Source organism: Pseudonocardia sp. KRD291 (assembly GCF_019263595.1).
Taxonomy (GTDB): Bacteria; Actinomycetota; Actinomycetes; order Mycobacteriales; family Pseudonocardiaceae; genus Pseudonocardia.
Genome location: NZ_JADQDD010000128.1, coordinates 1 through 16,304, shown reverse-complemented (window position 1 = coordinate 16,304; position 16,304 = coordinate 1). Strand labels below are relative to the sequence as shown.

18 protein-coding genes are annotated in these 16,304 nt (G+C 72.9%); 12 read left to right on the top strand and 6 right to left on the bottom strand.

Annotated elements, in window-relative coordinates; translation table 11 throughout:
* The 6 genes from I4I78_RS18240 to I4I78_RS18215 all read left to right on the top strand — a co-directional run.
* Positions 1-560 (top strand): alpha/beta hydrolase (locus I4I78_RS18240; protein ID WP_218612556.1); only part of this gene is annotated, 560 nt, incomplete at its 5' end.
* A 676-nt stretch (positions 561-1,236) separates the two neighbouring features.
* Positions 1,237-2,274: an ABC transporter ATP-binding protein gene (locus I4I78_RS18235; RefSeq protein ID WP_218612555.1), complete on the top strand. Its 1,038-nt coding sequence runs from the start codon at positions 1,237-1,239 to the stop codon at positions 2,272-2,274.
* Positions 2,274-2,972, top strand: a complete 699-nt coding sequence (locus I4I78_RS18230; protein WP_226379940.1) for an ABC transporter permease — start codon at positions 2,274-2,276, stop codon at positions 2,970-2,972. The genes I4I78_RS18235 and I4I78_RS18230 overlap by 1 nt, the downstream gene beginning before the upstream one ends.
* A gap of 16 nt (positions 2,973-2,988) precedes the next feature.
* Entirely contained in the window at positions 2,989-3,663 is a 675-nt protein-coding gene (locus I4I78_RS18225; protein WP_218612553.1) for an ABC transporter permease, read from the top strand.
* Positions 3,664-3,746: 83 nt separating this feature from the next.
* On the top strand, positions 3,747-4,781 hold the full coding sequence (locus I4I78_RS18220; protein ID WP_218612552.1) for a glycine betaine ABC transporter substrate-binding protein: 1,035 nt from the start codon (positions 3,747-3,749) through the stop codon (positions 4,779-4,781).
* 106 nt (positions 4,782-4,887) lie between these two features.
* Positions 4,888-5,901 (top strand): glycine betaine ABC transporter substrate-binding protein, encoded by a 1,014-nt coding sequence (locus tag I4I78_RS18215; RefSeq protein WP_218612551.1) that lies wholly within the window; start codon positions 4,888-4,890, stop codon positions 5,899-5,901.
* 34 nt (positions 5,902-5,935) lie between these two features.
* On the opposite strand, the gene I4I78_RS18210 is transcribed toward I4I78_RS18215, so the two are convergent.
* Positions 5,936-6,679 carry an SDR family oxidoreductase gene (locus I4I78_RS18210; RefSeq protein ID WP_308252202.1) on the bottom strand — a complete coding sequence of 248 codons (744 nt, stop codon included), beginning with the start codon at positions 6,677-6,679 and terminating at the stop codon, positions 5,936-5,938.
* 133 nt (positions 6,680-6,812) lie between these two features.
* On the opposite strand from I4I78_RS18210, the gene I4I78_RS18205 reads away from it, so the two are divergent.
* Both I4I78_RS18205 and I4I78_RS18200 read left to right on the top strand, forming a co-directional pair.
* Positions 6,813-7,754, top strand: coding sequence for an NAD(P)-dependent oxidoreductase (locus I4I78_RS18205; protein WP_218612549.1), 942 nt, complete (start codon positions 6,813-6,815; stop codon positions 7,752-7,754).
* 110 nt (positions 7,755-7,864) lie between these two features.
* On the top strand, positions 7,865-8,845 hold the full coding sequence (locus I4I78_RS18200; protein ID WP_218612548.1) for a DNA polymerase domain-containing protein: 981 nt from the start codon (positions 7,865-7,867) through the stop codon (positions 8,843-8,845).
* Here the strand turns inward: I4I78_RS18200 and I4I78_RS18195 are convergent.
* Together I4I78_RS18195 and ligD are read right to left on the bottom strand one after the other, a co-directional pair.
* Positions 8,842-9,045: a hypothetical protein gene (locus tag I4I78_RS18195; RefSeq protein WP_218612547.1), complete on the bottom strand. Its 204-nt coding sequence runs from the start codon at positions 9,043-9,045 to the stop codon at positions 8,842-8,844. The two genes, I4I78_RS18200 and I4I78_RS18195, sit on opposite strands and share 4 nt — an antisense overlap.
* 62 nt (positions 9,046-9,107) lie before the next feature.
* The gene (gene ligD / locus I4I78_RS18190) at positions 9,108-10,142 is read right to left on the bottom strand and encodes a non-homologous end-joining DNA ligase (protein WP_308252201.1); all 1,035 of its coding nucleotides are present in this window, start codon (positions 10,140-10,142) and stop codon (positions 9,108-9,110) included.
* Between the two features lie 88 nt (positions 10,143-10,230).
* On the opposite strand from ligD, the gene I4I78_RS18185 reads away from it, so the two are divergent.
* Positions 10,231-10,530: a hypothetical protein gene (locus tag I4I78_RS18185; protein WP_218612545.1), complete on the top strand. Its 300-nt coding sequence runs from the start codon at positions 10,231-10,233 to the stop codon at positions 10,528-10,530.
* 76 nt (positions 10,531-10,606) lie between these two features.
* The gene (msrB, locus tag I4I78_RS18180; protein ID WP_218612544.1) at positions 10,607-11,062 is read left to right on the top strand and encodes a peptide-methionine (R)-S-oxide reductase MsrB; all 456 of its coding nucleotides are present in this window, start codon (positions 10,607-10,609) and stop codon (positions 11,060-11,062) included.
* 80 nt (positions 11,063-11,142) lie between these two features.
* Here msrB and hemQ read toward each other — a convergent pair whose 3' ends face one another.
* From hemQ to hemE, 3 genes are all read right to left on the bottom strand, one after another.
* Positions 11,143-11,838 (bottom strand): hydrogen peroxide-dependent heme synthase, encoded by a 696-nt coding sequence (hemQ, locus tag I4I78_RS18175; protein ID WP_218612543.1) that lies wholly within the window; start codon positions 11,836-11,838, stop codon positions 11,143-11,145.
* Between the two features lie 160 nt (positions 11,839-11,998).
* Positions 11,999-13,459: a protoporphyrinogen oxidase gene (hemG, locus tag I4I78_RS18170; RefSeq protein WP_218612542.1), complete on the bottom strand. Its 1,461-nt coding sequence runs from the start codon at positions 13,457-13,459 to the stop codon at positions 11,999-12,001.
* The gene (gene hemE, locus I4I78_RS18165) at positions 13,456-14,580 is read right to left on the bottom strand and encodes a uroporphyrinogen decarboxylase (protein ID WP_218612541.1); all 1,125 of its coding nucleotides are present in this window, start codon (positions 14,578-14,580) and stop codon (positions 13,456-13,458) included. The genes hemG and hemE overlap by 4 nt, the downstream gene beginning before the upstream one ends.
* A 96-nt stretch (positions 14,581-14,676) precedes the next feature.
* On the opposite strand from hemE, the gene I4I78_RS18160 reads away from it, so the two are divergent.
* Both I4I78_RS18160 and I4I78_RS18155 read left to right on the top strand, forming a co-directional pair.
* Positions 14,677-15,270, top strand: a complete 594-nt coding sequence (locus I4I78_RS18160) for a DUF3000 domain-containing protein (RefSeq protein ID WP_308252200.1) — start codon at positions 14,677-14,679, stop codon at positions 15,268-15,270.
* Positions 15,271-15,569: 299 nt separating this feature from the next.
* Complete coding sequence (locus tag I4I78_RS18155) at positions 15,570-16,223, top strand: response regulator transcription factor (protein WP_165438299.1); 654 nt, start codon at positions 15,570-15,572, stop codon at positions 16,221-16,223.
* Positions 16,224-16,304: the final 81 nt, after the last annotated feature.

The window sequence follows — 16,304 nt, the reverse complement described above, 5'->3', positions numbered from 1 at the left end:
TGACCTCCGGCGCCGCCGCGCGCGCGGTGCGCACCGCACTGGCGCAGCCGCGGATGTGGCCGGCGCTGACCGCGGCCCTGACCGCGGCCGGCACCGGCAACCCGGCCGGCCTGGTGACGCTGCTGCTCCCGGTGGCCGGGCCGCAGGGCCGGGCCGACGCCGTGCTGGCCACCCGGTGCAACGACAGCCGGGCCCGGCTCACCCCGCCCGAGGTGTCGCAGCTCGCGCAGCGCTGGCGCACCGACCACCCGCTCTTCGGTGCCGCGGCGGCCCAGCAGCTGATCACCTGCGCACCGTGGCCGGCGACCGGTGGCGGGCCGTCCGTCGCGCCGCTCGGTCCGGAGGCACCGCCGGTGCTCGTCCTGGGCACGACGAACGACCCCCGCACGCCCCCGACCGGCGCCCAGCGGACGGCGGAGCTGCTCGGCGACGCCCGGCTGGTGCGCTGGGAGGGGTCGGGCACCGGCGCCTACCCGGGCACACCGTGCGTGTCGGCGGTCGTCGACCGGGCCCTGACCGAGGGGACCGCGCCGTCCCAGGACGTCGTCTGCCCACCCTGAGCAGTCCCACGGCCACCTGTCGTGACCGCGCCGTGGGCCGATCGGCCCTGAGGGGCTGCACCGTCGCCGGGCGCCCGTCGAATGGCATGCGGAGCGAGAGGTCACAGTTTCGTATCCGAGGTCATGTGACAGTTATGTGAAGCGGCCGCCAGAACGCCTCTGAGCTGCGGGTATGGACACAATTGTCGGATCGGAATGAACCGTCGGCCGGGCAATCCGGAACTGCCGGTCGCTGCGAGCCTTAACAACGCGATCGTGCACGGCTAGGCTTCGTTCGGCGATTCGGACGCTCCTCGTCGACTCCGGTTCACCCGGCCGGGAACGGGCGGGTGTAACGCGAGGCACGGCGTTCGACGAGAACGTCCTGGGGGAGGTCGTTCGGGACCGCTCACCAGCAACGTTGTTCGGGTGGGGGAGCATGTGGATTTCTCGACGAGATCGGTGTATGGCATTGCGCTCGATTGTTCGGGAGTCCCCGGCGCATTCTGCGGCGCCCGAACCGGCCCGAAGCTCCCCGGAACCACACGAGTGACCGTGGCCCAGCACGGGCCGGCCACGGCGGTGCGGGACGTCATCCCGGCACAGATCGGCGATGAGCCGGTCGCCACGACAGGAGGAACATCGTGATCCGGTTCGAACCCGCCGTACGCGGCACGGACGACGACGGGGGGCCGCGATGACCGAGGCACACAGCCAGCGTCCCGGTGTCGAGATCGAGTTCCGCTCGGTCACGAAGACCTATCCCGGGCAGGACACCCCGGCGATCGACAACCTGTCGCTGACCGTCCCGGCCGGCGACATCTGCTGTCTGGTCGGTCCGTCCGGCGGCGGCAAGACGACGGCGATGAAGCTGGTCAACCGCCTGATCGACTTCAACGAGGGTGAGATCCTGATCGGCGGCAGCGGCGTACGCGACGTCGACATCACCGCGCTGCGCCGCGACATCGGCTACGTCATCCAGCAGGTCGGCCTGTTCCCGCACATGACGATCGAGGCGAACATCGGTGTCGTGCCCCGGCTGCTCGGCTGGTCGGCCGACCGGATCAAGGCCCGCGCCGTCGAGCTGCTCGACCTGGTGCGGCTGGACCAGAACTTCGCGAAGCGCTACCCCTCGCAGCTCTCCGGGGGCCAGCAGCAGCGCGTCGGGCTCGCCCGTGCGCTCGCCGTCGACCCGCCCGTCATGCTGATGGACGAGCCCTTCGGCGCCCTGGACCCGATCACGCGCAACGAGATCCAGGACGAGTTCCTCAAGCTGCAGAACGAGATCGCCAAGACCGTCATCTTCGTCACCCACGACATCGACGAGGCGATCAAGATGGGCGACCGGATCGCGGTGCTGCGCCAGGGCGGCGTGCTCGCCCAGTACGGCACGGCCGACGAGCTGCTCGGCTCCCCCGCCGACGAGTACGTCGCCGACTTCGTCGGTGCCGACCGCGGCCTCAAGCGCCTGTCGCTGCGGCTGATGCGGGACCTGGTCAAGGTCTCCGGCGAGAACCACGCCGCCCCGGCCGACGCCCCCACGGTGAAGGGGAGCGCGACGCTGCGCACCGGACTGTCGGTGCTGTTCGCGTCCGGTTCGCGGGTCCTGAAGGTCACCCACGACGACGACAGCGCCACCGTGATCGGCACCGTCACGCTCGACCAGCTGCAGGACGCGGTCTACGAGACCGCCCCGAAGGCACCGACCGACGTCGTCGTCGCGGGCGAGGCGTGATGTCGTTCCCGACCCAGGTCATCCCGAACTTCTCGGGGCCGAACTGTGCCGGGCAGTTCTTCTGCTGGGACTGGGTGGGCGCGAACTGGTTCAGCGTCCTGCAGCCGGCCCTGATCCAGCACATCTGGATCAGCGCGCTGGCGGTGCTGTTCGGCCTGGTGATCTCCATCGCGGCGGCGCTGTACGCGGTACGCAACAGCTGGTTCGAGAAGGGCTTCTCGGCGCTGGCGACGTTCCTCTACACCGTGCCGGCGTTGGCGTTCTTCCTGCTCATGGTGCCGATCACCGGCCTGAACGTGGGCACCGTCCTGATCGGCCTCACCGGCTACACGCTGCTGCTGCTGTTCGCCAACACGGTGACCGGCCTGCGCGCCGCGCCGCCGGAGACGATCGCGGCCGCCGACGGGATGGGGCTGACCCGCAACCAGGTGCTGTTCAAGGTCCAGCTGCCGCTGGCCCTGCCCTCGATCATGGCCGGGATCCGGATCGCGGTGGTCACCGTGATCTCTCTGGAGACGGTCGCCGCCCAGGTCGTGCAGGCCGGCCTCGGCACACCGCTGTTCAACGCCCAGCGCAACGTGTTCACCACCGGCCTGATCACGACCGGCCTGCTCGCGATCGCGCTGGCACTCGTGGCGGACGCACTGGTCGTGCAGTTGCAGAAACTGGTCACGCCCTGGGTCCAGGCCCGTCGGTGAGGAAGAGGCGTCAACCATGATCCAGTATCTCAGCGACAACTTCAGCAGGCTGCTGGTCCTCACGCTCGGCCATGCGGTCCTCTCCCTGGTCGCGCTGCTCATCTCGGTCGTCGTCGGTGTCTCGATCGGGGCCTACGTCGGCCACCTGCGCAGGTACTCGTTCCTGGCCATCAACCTCGGCAACGTGCTGCGCGCGCTCCCCACCCTGGCGCTGATCGCGGTCATGATCGCGCTGATCGGGTTCGGGTTCGTGAACATCACGATCGCCCTCGTGGTGCTCGCCCTGCCGCTGATCCTGACCAACGCCTACACGGCCGTGACCGGGGTGGACCGCGGGATGGTGGAGGCCGCCCGTGGCATGGGCATGAAAGATCTGGAGATCCTGTTCCAGGTCGAGCTGCCCAACGCCATCCCGCTGATCATGACCGGGGTGCGGACCGCCTGGGTCTACACCGTCGCCACGGCCTACCTGGCGATCTTCGCCGGCTACGCCACGCGACCGGGCCAGCTCGGGTCGCTCGGCGACATCATCGGCAACCCGTCCGGCGAGGGCACCACCGGCGTCCTGGTCGCGGCCGCCTTCGCGATCGTCCTCGCATTCCTCGGTGCCGGCCTGATCACCCTGGCCGAACGCGCCATGACCCCGACCGGGATCAAGCTCTCCCGGTCCGCCGCGATGGCACCGGCATGAGAACGGGCCCGCGCTCCCACCACGTTCGAAGCACGTCTCGAGAAGGGGAAGTACCCATGGGTAAGTCGTCATCCACCAGGACCGTGAGGTCCTGGACGCGCCGGGGGGCCCTCGGGGGCTTCCTCGCAGCCACACTCCTCGCGGCCGCCTGTGGTGGCGGTGGTGGTGGCGGGGAGGCCGCGGCACCGTCCCAGGGCGGCGGCGCGCCCGCCGCCGAGTCCATCCCGCCGGACGCCGTGTCGATCACCGCGACCCCGCAGAACAGCCCGTTGCCCGCAGGCACCCCCGGCGCGGGCAAGCCGGCCATCGTCATCGGCTCGAAGAACTTCGCCGAGCAGACCGTGCTCGGCGAGCTCTACACCCAGGCGCTCAAGGCCAAGGGGTACAACGCCACGCTCAAGGCCAGCATCGGCGGCTCGGAGCTGATCGACAAGTCGCTCGAGTCCAACCAGATCCAGATGTTCCCCGAGTACCTGGGTGAGACCGTCACCAGCGTCGCGAAGCTGCCGGCCCCGACCTCGGCATCGGACACCTACAACAAGGCCAAGCAGTGGCTGGAGGCCAACCGCGCCTCCACGGTCCTGATGCAGACCGCGTTCGAGGACACCGACGCGATCGTCGTCTCGACCCAGCTCGCCCAGGAGAAGGGTCTGGCGACCATCTCCGACCTGAACAAGGTCGGCCCCGGGGGCCAGGGCGTGACCGTGTCCGGCCCGCCGGAGTTCCAGAACCGGGAGACCGGACTGGCCGGCATGAAGAAGACCTACAACCTGCCCAACGTCGGCTACCTGCCCGCCCCGGCCGGCAGCCAGTACACGGCGGTGGACCAGGGTGCCGCGCAGGCGGCCAACGCCTTCACCACCGACTACCAGCTCACCACCGGCAAGTACAAGCTGCTGACCGACCCGGAGGCGGTGTTCGGTTACCAGTACGTCGCGCCGATCGTGAAGCAGGACGTCCTGGCGGCGCAGGGCCCGGAGTTCGCCGCGACCCTGAACTGGGTCAGCGGCCTGCTCAGCAACGAGGCGATCCAGGCCCTGAACCAGCAGGTGCAGGGCAACAACCAGCCGGCAGGTCAGGTGGCCCAGCAGTTCCTGGCGGCCAACGGTCTGAAGTAGCACCCCCACCGCACGACCCGACCCGGGGCAGGGCGAGGATCTCCTCGTCCTGCCCCGGGTCGTATCGCACACCACCGACGACCGCCCACCGACGATCAGGAGGACCGTGCAGCCGTCCGGCCGGCCCGCGGAGCCCGACCCGCACGACCGCCGCCCGGCGATCATCGCCGTGGCCGTCGCGCTCCTGGTCGTCGCGGTCGTGCTGACCCTCGTGTTCGTCCGCGACTCCACCGGGCGCGACGGGGACGCCCCCGGGCTGTCCACACTCGCCGATCTCTCCGGTCAGACCTACGTGGTCGGCGGGAAGAACATCTCCGAGGAGCAGAGCATCCTCTGCGAGATCACGGTCGCGGCCCTGCAGGAGGCGCGCGCGACGGTCACCGGCCGCTGCGACACCGGCAGCACGGAGGTCACCCGGCGGGCACTGCTCGACGGCGGTATCGACCTCTACTGGGAGTACACCGGCACCGCGTGGGAGGTCTTCCTCGGCCAGTCGCAGGACATCCCGGACCCGGCCCGGCTGCACGACCTGGTCGCGCAGCAGGACCTGCGGCTCAACGGCGTGGTCTGGACCGACCGGGCCGACGTCAACGACACGTACGCCTTCGCGATGGCGGACGACCGGGCGACCGGGACCGGCATCACCTCGCTGTCCGCGATGGCCGCGCACGTCGGATCGGGCGCCCCCGGCGACGTCTGTGTGGAACGCGAGTACGCGACCCGCCCGGACGGGCTGGCGAACATGGCGCGGGCCTACGGCTTCACGATCCCGCCCGACCGGCTGCGGGTGCTCGCCGCGGGCGACATCTACCAGGCCACCGCCCGGGGCGAGTGCCTGTTCGGCGAGGTCTACTCGACCGACGGCCGGATCCCGGGGCTCGACCTCCGCGTGCTGGACGACGACAAGAGCTACCACAGCGTCTACAACCCGGCCCCGACGATCCGCCAGGACGTCTACGACCGGGACCCGGACGTGGCGCGGGTCCTGGACCCGATCGCCGGCGCGCTGGACTACCCGACCATGGTGGCGCTCAACGGCGAGGTGTCCGCGCAGGGCCGCGACCCGCGCGAGGTCGCCCGGACGTGGCTCGCCGAGAAGGGCTTCGCCCCGTCCCGCTGAGGCCGGACCACCGCGCGGCGGCCGGGACTGCGGGTCAGCGGGTCTGCTCGGTCGGGCGGATCAGGATCTCGTTGACCGCGACCCGCGCCGGGCGGGTGACCGCGTAGACGATCGCGTCCGCGATGTCCTCCGCCTCCAGCACCGCGTAGCCGGTCTCCCGGATCTCCGCGGTCCCCGACGTCGGGTCCTGCGACAGCTCGGTGCGGACCAGGCCGGGCTCGACCAGACCGACCCGCACGTGCTGTTCGGCCAGCTCCTGGCGCAGACCTTCGCTGAACGCGCCGACAGCGTGCTTGGTCGCGGCGTAGACGTTCGTGCCCTTGACCACCTTGCGGCCCGCCACCGAGCTCACCGTGATCATGTCGGCGACCCCGCGCGGCCCCTTTGCGGCCGTGGCCAGGTGCGGCACCGCGGCCATCGCGGCGGCGAACACGCCCAGCACGTTGACGTCGACCATGGTCTTCCAGCTCGCCCACCCGGCGTCGGCGACCGGCTCGATCCGGCCGTAGCCGGCGTTGTTGACGAGCACGTCGATCCCGCCGTGGGCCGCCACGACGGCCTCCAGCGACGCCCGCACGGCGGCCTCGTCGGCCACGTCGGTCTCGTGCACCGAGGTCCGCTCCCCCAGCTCGGCGGCCAGCTCCTCGAGGCGGTGGCGGCGCCGGGCGAGCAGCGCCACCGTCGCGCCCTCGGCGGCCAGGGCCCGCGCGGTGGCGGCACCGATCCCGCTCGACGCGCCGGTCACCACCGCCGTCGTGCCCGTCAGTCGTCCCGTCACAGGTCCTCCTCGGTCGTCGGTTCCCGGTCGGTCCACGCTCGTCCGCCGTCGGGGCGGGAGTACCCGGCCCGGCCGCGCCGGACGCGTCGGGTCGATCACCCCGCGGGCCCGGGGGTGCGGCACAGTGACGACCATGAGGATCGGACTGGTCGGCGGCGCGTTCCCGGACGTGCGCCGGATGCTGCGCGACGCCCTGCCCGACGCCGAGCTGTGCGAGATCGACGAGGCCGGGCGCGACGTGGTCGCCGTCGACGTCCTGGTCCCGCTCGGGGCGCGGGTGGACGCGGGGCTGCTCGACGCCACCGGCGCCCGCATGGTGGCGCAGTTCGGCGTCGGGGTGCAGGGCGTGGACCTCGACGCCGCACGCGAGCGCGGGGTCCCGGTGGCGAACGTGCCCGGCGCGCAGGGCAACGCGGTGGCCGTCGCCGAGATGGCCGTGTTCCACCTGCTCGCGCTGCGACGGCGCTACCCGCAGGCACGGGCGGCGGTCGCGGACCGCCACGTCGGCGGGCCGATCGGGCGCACGTTGTCCGGGGCGACGGTGACCGTGCTCGGGGTCGGCGCCAGCGGGACCGCGCTCGTCGAGCGGCTGCAGGCGTTCGGTGTCGACGTGTGGGGCGCCGGTCGCCGGGACCGGGCCGACTACCCGGACGCGGACGAGGTGCTCGCGCCCGGCCGCTACGTGCCGGTCGACCGGCTGGGCGAGGCGCTGGGGCACTCCGACGCCCTGGTGGTGTGCCTGCCGCTGACCGAGGCGACCCGGGGCCTGGTCGGCACCGATGCACTGGGCGCCATGCCCGCCGGCGGGCTCCTGGTCAACGTCGGGCGCGGCCCGGTCGTCGACCGGGACGCGCTGCTCGCGGCCCTGCGCTCCGGGCACCTCGCCGGCGCCGGCCTGGACGTCGCCTGGTCGGAACCGATCGATCCCGGCGACGAGCTGTTCGAGCACGACGTCGTCGTCACCCCGCACGTCGCGGGCGTCACCGAGGACTCCTACCGGGCGATGGCCGTCACGTTCGCCGGCAACGTGCACCGCCTGGAACGGGGTGAGCCCCTGCACAACCTGGTCACCTGACCCACCCCCTCCCGACCGAGCTGGACGAGAGCTCCGCTCGTGCAGCGGGGCTGGACGAGAGCTCCGCTCGTGCGGCGCCGCGGGTGCCCGGGGAGTGGTAGAAGTGCGCGATGAGCAGCCGCGGAGTGGACGACGTCCGGGACGGGGTCGAGCTGACCAACCTGGACCAGCCCGTGTTCGACGGTGCGGGCGCCTCCAAGCGTGAACTGGTCGACTACCTGGACGCGGTCGCCGGACGGATCCTGCCCGGGCTGGCCGGTCGCCCGCTGTCGGTGATCCGGGCGCGCCCCGGGCAGGCGCCGTTCATGCAGAAGAACCTGCCCAAGCACGCCCCGGACTGGATCGCCTCCACCGCGTCCTGGGCCGAGACCTCGCAGCGCGAGGTCCGCTACGCGCTCTGCGACGACCGGCGCACCCTGCTGTGGTTCGCCAACCAGCGGGCGATCGAGTACCACCCGACCCTGCTCGCGGGCGGTGCCACGTGCAGCACCGAGCTCGTCCTCGACCTGGACCCGCCCGAGGGCGGCCCGTTCCCCCACGTCGTCGCGGCGGCGCACCTCGTGCGGGAGGCACTGGCCGCGGTCGGGCTGCAGGCCGCGGTGAAGACGAGCGGGGCGAAGGGACTGCACCTGTTCGTGCCGCTGGCCGAGCCGGTCGAGATCGTCGACGCGTTCGCGGCCACCCGCGCACTGGCCGCCCGTGCCGCTGCGCTGGGCCCGGACGTCGCGACGACGGCGTTCATCCGCGCCGACCGCGGCGAGCGGGTGTTCCTGGACCCGACCCGCGCCGGTGGTGCGACCCTGGTCGCGGCCTACAGCCCCCGGGCCCGGCCCGGCCTGCCGGTGTCGTTCCCGGTCTCCTGGGACGAGCTCGACGCGATCACGCCGGGGGACTTCACGGTCCGCACCGCGCCGGAACGCCTCGGCGACGCCGACCCCTGGCGGGACCGGATGCCGCCGCCGAGCCCGGTGCCCGGCGGGCTCGTCGAGGAGGGGCACACCATCCCGGTCCCCCGGGTGCAGGCGATGCACGAGGGCAAGCGCCGCAAACGGGCCGCGGCCCGGGCGCAGGCGGAGAAGGACAGTCCCTAGAGGTCCTCGTCCGGGCGGACCCGGCGGTAGATCCACCACTCGGCGTTCTGGTGCGGGCCCAGCAGCACGTAGGTCACCGGCCCGGACTCCGGCGCGGCGGGGTCGGCCAGCTCGATCGTCCGCGGCGGCGCCCCGGTCCGCTCGGACGTGATCCGCAGCGTCTCGCCCGCGTGCGGGCCGTCGTCCAGGAACGCGTACACGGTGCACGAGTCTGTCACCGCGAGGCCCGCGCCGGGCTCGTCTGTCCGGGCAGAACGGGTGGCTACCCGCCGTCGGTGTGCCGGGCGCGCGAGGGCTGCACGCGCATCGGCTCGCCCGGCATCTTCGGGTACTCCGGCGGGTAGGGCATCTCCCCCAGGCCGTGGTCGCGCTCGTCGGCGGCGTACCACTGCAGCGCCGTCTCGCAGCCGCCGGCGGAGTCGTCCATCGCCTCGTGCGGGTCGCCGCGCTCGGCCAGCAGCCTGGGCACGGTGCGCAGGGTGAAGTCGTCGGGCTCCACGTCGGGTACGGCATCCCAGGTCAGCGGCATCGACACGGTCGCGGCGGGCAGGCCGCGCACCGACCAGGCGGAGGCGATCGTGCGGTCCCGGGCGGCCTGGTTGAAGTCGAGGAACACGCGCTCGCCGCGCTCCTCCTTCCACCAGTCCACGGTCGCCCGGTCCGGGATCCGCGCCGCGACCCGGCGCGCGATCGCGATCACCGCGTGCCGGACCTCGATGAAGTCCCACTCCGGGCGGATCCGCGCGAACACGTGCAGCCCGCGCCCGCCGGAGGTCTTCGGCCACCCGACGAGACCGGCCTCGTCGAGGACCTCGCGCAGCACCATGGCCACCGCCGCGGCGTCGGCGAAGTCGGTGCCGGGCTGCGGGTCCAGGTCGATCCGCAGCTCGTCGGGGTGTTCGGTGTCACCGCAGCGGACCGGCCAGGGGTGGAAGTCGAGCGTGTTCAGGTTCGCGGCCCAGGCGATCGTGGCCGGCTCGGTGATCGACACCGACTGCGCGGTGCGCCCGCTGGGGAACGTCACGGTGCAGGTCCGCACCCAGTCCGGGGCGCCCTTGGGGACCCGCTTGACGAAGAACGGGTCGCCGTCGACGCCGTCGTTGAAGCGCTTGAGGTTGGTCGGGCGGTCGCGCAGCGCGCGGGCCATCGGCTCGCCGACCGCCAGGTAGTACTCGACCACCTCGCGCTTGGTGATCCCCAGCGCCGGGAACGCCACCTTGTCCGGGCTGGTCAGCCGGACGTCGCGGTCCCCGTCCGGCCCCGGCACCTGCAGTGTCACGACATCCTTGCTGGCCACGGCGGAACGGTAATCCCTACGGCGACCCGCGTCACCCCGACACACTCCGGACATCTCCGGCCGGCCCCGCAGCGGCTATCCTCCCGCCATGTCCCGAGGCACATCCGGTGGCCCGGACCGCTCCCCGCGGTTCGACGACGACCTGCTCGGACTCGACCCGGACGATCCGGAGGCGCGGGAGTTCGCCGCCCACCTGGACAAGATGGAGCGGGTCACGACCTGCACCATCGAGGGCTACCTGCAGGGCGTCGGGGACTTCGCCGACTCCGCGAACCGGGCCCGCGGCGCCCGCCGGGTCGCCGCGGTGCTGGTGGTCGGCGCGCTGCTGCTCGGTGCCGCGTGGGTGATCTGGGACGTCCTGGTGCTGGTGCTCACGACCTGGATCTGAGCGGGAACGAGGGTGCGGCGCGGGGAGCACGGCCGACCCTGCGGCACGGGCGCGCGGAACGGGTTAGCGTGGATGCATGGGATTGTTCAGCCGAAGCGGCTCCGAAGACTCCACCGCCACCGAGCCCGCCGCGACCGTCGTCAAGACCGACGACGAGTGGCGCGCGCAGCTGAACCCGGCCGAGTACCAGGTGCTGCGCAAGGCCGGTACCGAGCGCCCGTTCACCGGGGAGTACACCGACACCACGACCACCGGCGTCTACCGGTGCCGGGCCTGCAACGCGGAGCTGTTCCGCAGCGACTCGAAGTTCGAGTCGCACTGCGGCTGGCCCTCGTTCTTCACCCCGCTCGCCGGTGAGTCCGTGATCGAGCGGGTCGACAGCTCGATGGGCATGCGCCGGGTCGAGGTGCTGTGCGCGACGTGCCACAGCCACCTCGGGCACGTTTTCGAGGGCGAGGGCTACGGCACACCGACCGACCTGCGCTACTGCATCAACTCGGTCTCGCTCGCGCTCGAGCCCGAGACGAGCTGAGCTGTCCCGACGACGGCGCCGGACCCACGGGGTCCGGCGCCGTTCTCGTCGCGGAGGTTCTCAGGGCGTCGCGGAGGTTCTCAGGGCAGGGTCGTGACCAGGTCACCGACCTGGACCTGCGGACCGGTGTAGAACGGGACCTCCTCGCGCACGTGCAGGCGCGCCTCGGTGCCCCGCAGGTGGCGCATCAGGTCGACGATCCGGTGCAGCTCGTCGGCCTCGAACGCGAGGATCCACTCGTAGTCGCCGAGCGCGAACGCGGGCACCGTGTTGGCGCGCACGTCCGGGTAGTCGCGGGCCTCCTTGCCGTGGTCGGCGAGCATCGTGCGGCGCTCGTCGTCGGGCAGCAGGTACCACTCGTAGGACCGGACGAACGGGTAGACGCACACGTAGTGCTTGGGCTCCTCGCCCGCCATGAACGCCGGCACGTGGCTCTTGTTGAACTCCGCCGGGCGGTGCAGCGCGGTCTGGCTCCACACCGGCACCGACGCCTTCCCGAGCGCGGTGGTGCGGCGCAGGTCGGAGTAGGCGGCCTGCAGGGCCTCGATGTTGTCGGCGTGCCACCAGATCATGTAGTCGGCGTCGGCGCGGACACCGGCCAGGTCGTAGACGCCGCGGACGATGACGCCCTTGCCGTCGAGGGAGTCCAGGAACTCCGACGCCTGCTGCGCGGCCGAGCCGCGGTCGTCGCCGAGACGGCCGGGTTCGACCCGGAACACCGACCACATGGTGTAGCGGATGGAGTCGTTGATGCCGTGGTAGTCGAGACGGGCCATGGCTCCATGCTGCCACGTCGCGTTCGGTCGCTCCGCTCGCCGTCCGGGCGGACGTGGTGTGCAGGACCCGTGATCACGAGACGGGTCCCGATCGGGGCCACCGGCGGCCTCGACCGGTACCGATCCGACGATCACCACCGCCCCGGGCACGATGCGAGGATCAGGACGTGGACGTGGGGGCCGCCGCCGACAGCCCGGCGACGATCTGCTCGGCCGCCGCACGGGCCGTCCCGACGCAGGCCGGTACCCCGACCCCGTGCAGTGCCGAGCCGGCCACCGCGAGGCCGGCCACGCCGGCCACGGCGGACTCGAGCGCGGCGACCCGGTCCAGGTGCCCGACGCCGTACTGCGGCAGCCCCCCGCCCCAGCGCTGGACGTGCACCGCGACCGGGTCGGCGTCGATCCCGTCCAGGACGCGCAGGTCGGCCCGGGCGCGGCGGACCAGCTCCTCGTCGTCGACCTGCAACGTCGACGCCTCGCCGAAGCGCCCCATCGACACCCGCAGGCGGACGAGGTCGTCGGTCGCGTCCGGTGCGAGGTGCCCCCACTTGGTCGACGAGTGGGTGACGCCCTTGACCGACAACGGCTCGTCGGCGGCGATCAGGCAGCCCGACGTCGACGGCATCGCCGCGACGTCAACGGCCCGGTAGGCGAGCGCGACCACGACCGACGACGCGAGCTCCACCCCCGCGGCGGCGGACCCACCGGCCGGCACGACCGGGTCCAGCAGGCGCCGCAGGGCCGGCGCCGGGACCGCGAGCACGACGGCATCGACGTCGAGGACCTCCGGCTCCGGAACCGGCCCGAGCACGACCCGCCAGCCCCCGGGACGGTGTTCCAGCGAACGGACCGTCGTGCCGAGCCGGATCTGCGCCGCGGACGCGTCGGCCAGCGCCGAGAGCAGCACCCGGTACCCGCCGCGGACGGCACCGAACACCGGCCCGGCCGGGGGGACGGTCCGCGCGCGGCCCGGGGACGGTGTCGCGTCCGCGCCGGCGGTGGCCGCGGCCGTCAACGAGTCCGCGCCCGCGTCCAGAGCGGCGGCCAGGGCGGGAACGGTCGCGCGCAGCCCGAGCGTGTCCACCCGGCCCGCGTAGACGCCGCCGAGCAGCGGGTCGGCGACCCGGTCGGCCACCTCGTCGCCGAACCGCTCGCGCAGCAGGGCGCCGAGCGCGACGTCGGACCCGCGCTCCCAGCGCAACGCCCGTCCGGGCTCGGCGCGCACGGCGTCGAGGCCGGCACCGGAGAGCACGTCGTCGAGCCGGGCCCGGGAGGTGGGCACGCCGAGCAGCGTCCCGGCCGGCATCGCGACGGTCCGTCCCCCGGCGCGAATCGTGGCTGTGGCCGCGCCCGGGTGCACGCGCAGCTGCGCCAGGCCCAGCTCGTCGAGCAGGGCCGGGACCTCGGGGCGCCGGGCCAGGAACGCCTCGGCCCCGACGTCGAACGCCACCCCGGCCAGGTCGACCGTGCGCAGCACCCCGCCGAGCCGGTCCCGCTGCTCGAGCACGGTGATCCGGGCGGACGGGCCGAGCAGCGTGCGCAGGCGGTGTGCCGCGGCGAGCCCGGAGACCCCTCCCCCGACGACCGCCACGTGCGGCGCGCGCCCGGCCGGGCCGGTCACCGGACGGGCTGGGCGTGCACCGTCTCCACGGTCCGGGTGATCACGTCCGGGTCGGTGTCGGGCAGCACGCCGTGCCCGAGGTTGAACACGTGCCCGGGCGTCCGGGTGCCCTCGCCGGCGATCCGCACGACCTCGGCGTCGATCGCGTCCCGGCCGGCGAAGAGCACCGCGGGGTCCAGATTGCCCTGCACCGGGTGCGCTCCCCCGGCCCGCGCCGCGGCGACGTCGAGCGGTGTGCGCCAGTCCACCCCGACGACGTCCGCGCCGGCCTCGGCCATCGCGGCGTAGAGCTCGGCGGTGCCGACCCCGAAGTGGATCCGCGGGACTGCGTCGATCCCCTCCGGCGCCCCGGCCAGCGAGGACAGCACCGCCGCGGAGTGCGGGAGCACGAACTCGCGGTAGTCCCGCTCGGACAGCGCCCCGGCCCAGGAGTCGAACAGCTGCACGGCGTCCACCCCGGCCGCGACCTGGCGGCGCAGGAACAGCCCGGTCAGCTCCGCGAGGCGCCCCATCAGGCCGTGCCAGACGTGGGGCTGCGAGCGCATCAGCGCCTTGGTCTTCTCGTGGTTGCGGCTCGGGCCGCCCTCGATCAGGTAGGAGGCCAGGGTGAACGGCGCCCCGGCGAAGCCGATCAGCGGCGTGCCCCCCAGCTCGGGCAGCAGCAGCGCGATCGCGTCGGTGACCGGGTCGACCTGACCGGGCTCCAGCGCCGGCATCCGCTCGACGTCCTCGGCGGTCCGGATCGGGTGCCCGACCACGGGGCCGGTGCCGGGGACGATGTCCACGCCGATGCCGGCCAGGTAGAGCGGCACCACGATGTCGGAGAACAGGATCGCCGCGTCCACGCCGTGCCGGCGCACCGGCTGCAGCGTGATCTCGCAGGTCAGGTCCGGCGTCAGGCATGCCTGCAGCATGCCGCTGCCGGAGCGCAGCGCCCGGTACTCGGGCAGCGACCGTCCGGCCTGGCGCATGAACCAGACGGGCAGGTGGGCGGGCCTGCGGCCGTGCGCGGCCTCCAGGAACGGCGCGCCGGTGAGGTCCCGGCGCGGCGCGGACGTGAGCTCGTCGCCGTGCACGGGGATTCCGTACGCGGGCGCGGAGATGCCGTTCGGGGAAGTCATGAGGCTCCCGATTCTTCCATGCGCCCCTATCACCTGCGCGATCACCTCGGCGCGCCTGCACGCCGGGGCCCCGGCAGCCACCTAGAGTCCCCGCCCGTGCCGGAAGCGATCATCACACCACCGCTGTTCCGCCGTGCGGCGGCCTCGCTCGCCGCCGTCCGGCCCCGGCCCGAGCTCGTGGTCCGCGACCTGGACGCGCCGCCGCGCCTGGCTCCGTTCAGCTGGGCGACCAGCGTCGAGGCCGACATCGGGCACCGCGGCGACGGGACCGACGACCTCGACGAGCCCGACACCTCGGGCCGGCTGATCCTGCTGCACGACCCGGAGGGTCAGGAGAAGTGGGAGGGCACGTTCCGGTTCGTCTGCTTCGTCCAGGCCCGGATGGAGCCGGAGCAGCTCGGCGACGAGATGCTGCCGCAGGTCGGCTGGTCCTGGCTGACCGACGCGTTCGCCGAGTCCGGCGCGGGCCACACCGCTCTGAGCGGGACGGTGACCCAGACGTCATCGGTGCGCTTCGGGGGGATGGAGGCCGCGCCACGGGAGGACGACGTGGAGCTGCGGGCCTCCTGGTCCCCTACGGAGAGCGACGGCGAGTTCGGGCGACACGCCGCCGCGTTCTGCGCCCTCGTCGCGTCCGCCGCAGGACTGCCTCCACTCGGCATACGGACGCTGAGCCGCTCGTCCGGCTAGTTGCCGCTGGTCACAGCATTGCGCGAACGACGTGTCACCCACCGGAGTGGGACCCACGCCACAACGCTGTAACTTTCAGTCCCAGAAGTTCGATTGGATACAGGACGTTAGGCCGCATGGAGGGATACCATCTCCCGCATGACACCCCCCCGGGCGGCCACGCGCCACTCTCCGTCCGCCGGGTCCCGGTGTTGGTCGGGGGCAAGCGACCGACTCCATGGAAGGTTGACGACGTGGCTGTAGTAGGCCAGGGCGCTCCGGTACAAGGCCCCGCACACGGGGCAGTGCTGTCGCCCTCGATGGTCCCGCATCCTCGGGAAGAGCTCTTCACCGTGATGGTGGTCGACGACCACCCGCTGTTGCGCGAGGCCATCGCCGGACGGCTGCGTGCGATGGGCGCCGGCACCGTGCACGAGGCGGCTTCGGTCACCGAGGCACGTGCCCGCGCTCACGCGGCCGGTCCGTGCGACCTCGCGATCCTCGATCTGACGCTGCCCGACGGCAGCGGGCTGGACCTGGTCAGCGAGCTCCGCTCGCTCGGCTGGAACCGGCTGGTCGTGCTCGCCTCCTCGGACGACCCGTACGCGGTGCGGTCGGCGTTCCAGGCGGGCGCGCAGGCGTACCTGCTCAAGTCCGCCTCCCCGTCGGTGGTCACCGACGGCGTGAAGCGGGTGCTCGACGGCGGCGTCTACGCCGACCCGACGGTCGCCCCGCTGCTCGCCACCGGGAGTCGGGTGCCGGGCACCGACAACACCCCCCGCGAGCTCTCCGCCCGCGAGGTCGAGGTGCTGCAGCTGGTGGCCGACGGGCAGTCCAACAAGGAGATCGGCGAGGCGCTGAGCCTGTCCGCGCTCACCGTCAAGAGCCACCTGTCGCGGATCGGGCGCAAGCTCGGCACCGGCGACCGTGCTCAGATGGTGGCCCTCGCCATGCGCGCAGGGGTCATTCGCTGAGTTCGCCCGAGAGGAGCGCCGGCGGAACGAGCATCGGCGCCGAGAGGAGCGCCGGCGGAACGAGCATCGGCGCCGAGAGAA

Excerpts from the sequence above, each read along its gene's own strand:
- I4I78_RS18235 (WP_218612555.1), top strand. The coding sequence starts at position 1,237 with ATGACCGAGGCACACAGCCAGCGTCCCGGTGTCGAGATCGAGTTCCGC.
- I4I78_RS18230 (WP_226379940.1), top strand. The coding sequence starts at position 2,274 with ATGTCGTTCCCGACCCAGGTCATCCCGAACTTCTCGGGGCCGAACTGT.
- I4I78_RS18225 (WP_218612553.1), top strand. The coding sequence starts at position 2,989 with ATGATCCAGTATCTCAGCGACAACTTCAGCAGGCTGCTGGTCCTCACG.
- I4I78_RS18205 (WP_218612549.1), top strand. The coding sequence starts at position 6,813 with ATGAGGATCGGACTGGTCGGCGGCGCGTTCCCGGACGTGCGCCGGATG.
- I4I78_RS18200 (WP_218612548.1), top strand. The coding sequence starts at position 7,865 with ATGAGCAGCCGCGGAGTGGACGACGTCCGGGACGGGGTCGAGCTGACC.
- I4I78_RS18185 (WP_218612545.1), top strand. The coding sequence starts at position 10,231 with ATGTCCCGAGGCACATCCGGTGGCCCGGACCGCTCCCCGCGGTTCGAC.
- msrB (WP_218612544.1), top strand. The coding sequence starts at position 10,607 with ATGGGATTGTTCAGCCGAAGCGGCTCCGAAGACTCCACCGCCACCGAG.
- hemQ (WP_218612543.1), bottom strand. The coding sequence starts at position 11,838 with ATGGCCCGTCTCGACTACCACGGCATCAACGACTCCATCCGCTACACC.
- hemE (WP_218612541.1), bottom strand. The coding sequence starts at position 14,580 with ATGACTTCCCCGAACGGCATCTCCGCGCCCGCGTACGGAATCCCCGTG.
- I4I78_RS18155 (WP_165438299.1), top strand. The coding sequence starts at position 15,570 with ATGGTCCCGCATCCTCGGGAAGAGCTCTTCACCGTGATGGTGGTCGAC.